This is a genomic window from Kitasatospora sp. SolWspMP-SS2h, assembly GCF_003259315.1.
GTDB classification, from domain to species: domain Bacteria; phylum Actinomycetota; class Actinomycetes; order Streptomycetales; family Streptomycetaceae; genus Kitasatospora; species Kitasatospora fiedleri.
Genome location: NZ_QLLT01000060.1, coordinates 1 through 2,844, shown reverse-complemented (window position 1 = coordinate 2,844; position 2,844 = coordinate 1). Strand labels below are relative to the sequence as shown.

Sequence of the window (2,844 nt, the reverse complement as noted above, 5' to 3'; positions counted from 1 at the left end):
CAGGGCGGTCCGGTCGAGTGGAACAGGGAACGGGATGAAGGTCGGGTTCGGGTGGAAGCTGCACGGGGACGGGCGGGCGCCGCGGCCGGGGGCGGTGGTGCGGCCGGACGAGCGGCTGTCGTGGGGGCGGACGGTCGGGCTCGGGGCGCAGCACGTGGTGGCGATGTTCGGGGCGACGTTCGTGGCGCCGGTGTTGATGGGGTTGGACCCGAACCTCGCGGTGATGGTGTCGGGTGTGGCGACGGTGTTCTTCCTGCTGGTGACGCAGGGGCGGATTCCGTCGTACCTGGGCTCCAGCCTGTCGTTCGTGGGCGTGGCGGCGGTGATCAAGTCCCAGGGCGGGGACGCGGCGACGCTGACGGGTGCGCTGCTGGTGGTGGGCGCGGTGCTGGCGGCGTGCGGGGCGGTGGTGCAGGGGTTCGGGGCGCGGGTGATCCACGCGGTGCTGCCGCCGGTGGTGACGGGCGCGGTGGTGATGCTGATCGGGTTCAACCTGGCGCCGGTGGCGGCGGGGACGTACTGGCCGCAGGACCAGTGGACGGCGCTGCTGGTGATGGCGTTCACGGCGCTGGCGCTGGTGGTGCTGCGCGGGTTCTGGTCGCGGATCGCGATCTTCCTGGGGCTGGTGTTCGGGTACGCGGCGTCCTGGCTGTTCGACCGGGCCTTCGGGAGGATCGACTCGCCGGTGGGCGGCGGGGCGGCGACGGAGCACTGGCGCCTCGACCTGTCGGGCGTCGGCAAGGCGGACTGGATCGGCCTGCCGTCGCTGCACGCGCCGAGCTTCTCGACCTCGGCGGTGCTGGTGGCGCTGCCGGTGGTGGTGGCGCTGATCGCGGAGAACGCCGGGCACGTGAAGGCCGTCTCGGAGATGACGGGTGACCCGCTGGACGACCGGATGGGCACCGCGATCATGGCGGACGGCGCGGCGACGGTGCTCTCCACGGCGGTGGGCGGTCCGGCGACGACCACGTACGCGGAGAACATCGGCGTGATGGCGGCGACCCGGGTGTACTCGACGGCGGCGTACTGGTGCGCGGCCGGCTTCGCGATCCTGTTCGGCCTGTGCCCGAAGTTCGGCGCGGTGATCGCGGCGGTCCCGGGCGGGGTGCTGGGCGGCATCACGGTGGTGCTGTACGGCATGATCGGCCTGCTGGGCGCGCAGATCTGGATCCACAACAAGGTGGACCTGACCAACCCGCTGAACCTGGTGCCGGTCGCGGCGGGCGTGATCGTCGGCATCGGCAACGTGACGCTGAAGTTCACCGACGACTTCGAGCTGAGCGGCATCGCGCTGGGCACCCTGATCACGCTGCTCGGCTACCACGGCCTGCGCGCCCTGGCCCCCGCCCACCTCAAGGCGGGCCCGGCGGACGGCCCGCTGCTGGACGAGGGCACCAGCGCGTACGACGACGGCCGCCGGGAGGGCTGACGCGATCCGGCCCGCGCCTACCGGTCTCCGCCCAGCGGGTGCCGTCGGCGCACCTGCTATTGGCGACCTTCCCGAGCGCGGCTGGGCCGCGGGCTGGGCGTTCAGGTTCTGGTTCCCCGACTCGCTCAGCCTCGCCCTGCTTCCGCCAGGCGTGGTGCCACCGCTCCACTGACCGCTCGTGCCCTCACAGCACGGCGGCAACGACCTGTGCGCACTTCACGCCTCCTCAGGTTGAACTCGCAATGTCGGTGATCATCGTCAGGCGACGTACGGCTGTGGCATGCTCGTGCGCATGATCGATGCCCCGCACCATGGCTGGTCATTTGCAACAGTTCGGGAGCCGGCTCGATTCGGTGCCTGCGAGGTGAACGGCGTTCCCGGTGTCGAGCATGCGGTGGGCGCGCGGGCCGCTGTGTGGCATCTCGGCCCGACATACCACCCGCTACCTGCATCCGTTCGTCTCCGATGCGCTGCAGTTCTGCCGGCGGTGTCGTCAGGAGGCTGAGGCAGCTCCGACACAGCCGTGCGTCCAGGAGCGCCTTCACGGCAGAGTCCTGGACTCGGCTCAGGGAGCGACGCGTGATGAGTTGCTCGCCGTCCTTCGCATGGGGCGAACGTCCGCCGGTGAATCAACGGCCACTCCACAGATCTGACGAAGTTCTACGCGCGGCTTCATGAGCCGACCGACGGTGCCGGGCCGGCTGGCGAGGCTTTCTCAGCTGCGGCGACCATCGGGTTGGCAAACGTTGAGCACGACCGCTGGCGGTTCCTGGTCTTTCTTCCGGAGGACGCTGGCTCGCCGATCATCGCTCGTGGACCACGAGACCTCCACCAATGCCTACGGTGACCGCCAGGATCGAAGGCGATCACGGCAGGGCGGCAAGTCCAGTGCCAGCGAGGCAGCCGTCGACGAGCTGGGGCCGGTACTGGATCTTCCGTAAGCCGCGCCTGACCGTCCGCACCAGGTGCTCCGGGTCGGCGAACGCGACGTTGGCCAGAGAACCCTCGCCGCGGTAGCGACCAGATCCCCTCGACCGGTTTGAGGTCTGGGGCGTACGGGGGCCGCTGGTATACGGTGAGCCAGTCCTGAGCGGCGATGAACTCCTTCATGCCGACGGCGAGATGAGTGTGTAGGTTGTCCCAGACCAGGACGATCGGACCACCCAGCTGGTTGTGCGCTGCCACGATCAGGTCGCGGTAGTCGGTCCAGGCGAAGCTCTTGCGGCCCTTGCTCCGTCCCTGACTGTCGTCCGGCCTGGGCCGGTAGATCAACCGGGAGCGTTCACCGGTCTTGTATCAGGTCAGGGCAGCGATCGAGATCCGCCCCCGGCCGCGGCGCCCGCCCGTCCCCGTGCAGCTTCCACCCGAACCCGACCTTCATCCCGTTCCCTGTTCCACTCGACCGGACCGCCCTG

The 2,844-nt window shown here is 69.9% G+C and carries 1 protein-coding gene and 1 pseudogene; one reads left to right on the top strand and one right to left on the bottom strand.

Annotated elements, in window-relative coordinates; all coding sequences use genetic code 11:
* Positions 1–34 precede the first annotated feature (34 nt).
* Positions 35–1,429, top strand: a complete 1,395-nt coding sequence (locus tag K353_RS33510) for a uracil-xanthine permease family protein (protein ID WP_111557242.1) — start codon at positions 35–37, stop codon at positions 1,427–1,429.
* Between the two features lie 866 nt (positions 1,430–2,295).
* On the opposite strand, the pseudogene K353_RS33505 reads toward K353_RS33510, so the two are convergent.
* Positions 2,296–2,701 (bottom strand): annotated as a pseudogene (locus tag K353_RS33505) (transposase).
* Between the last annotated feature and the right edge of the window lie 143 nt (positions 2,702–2,844).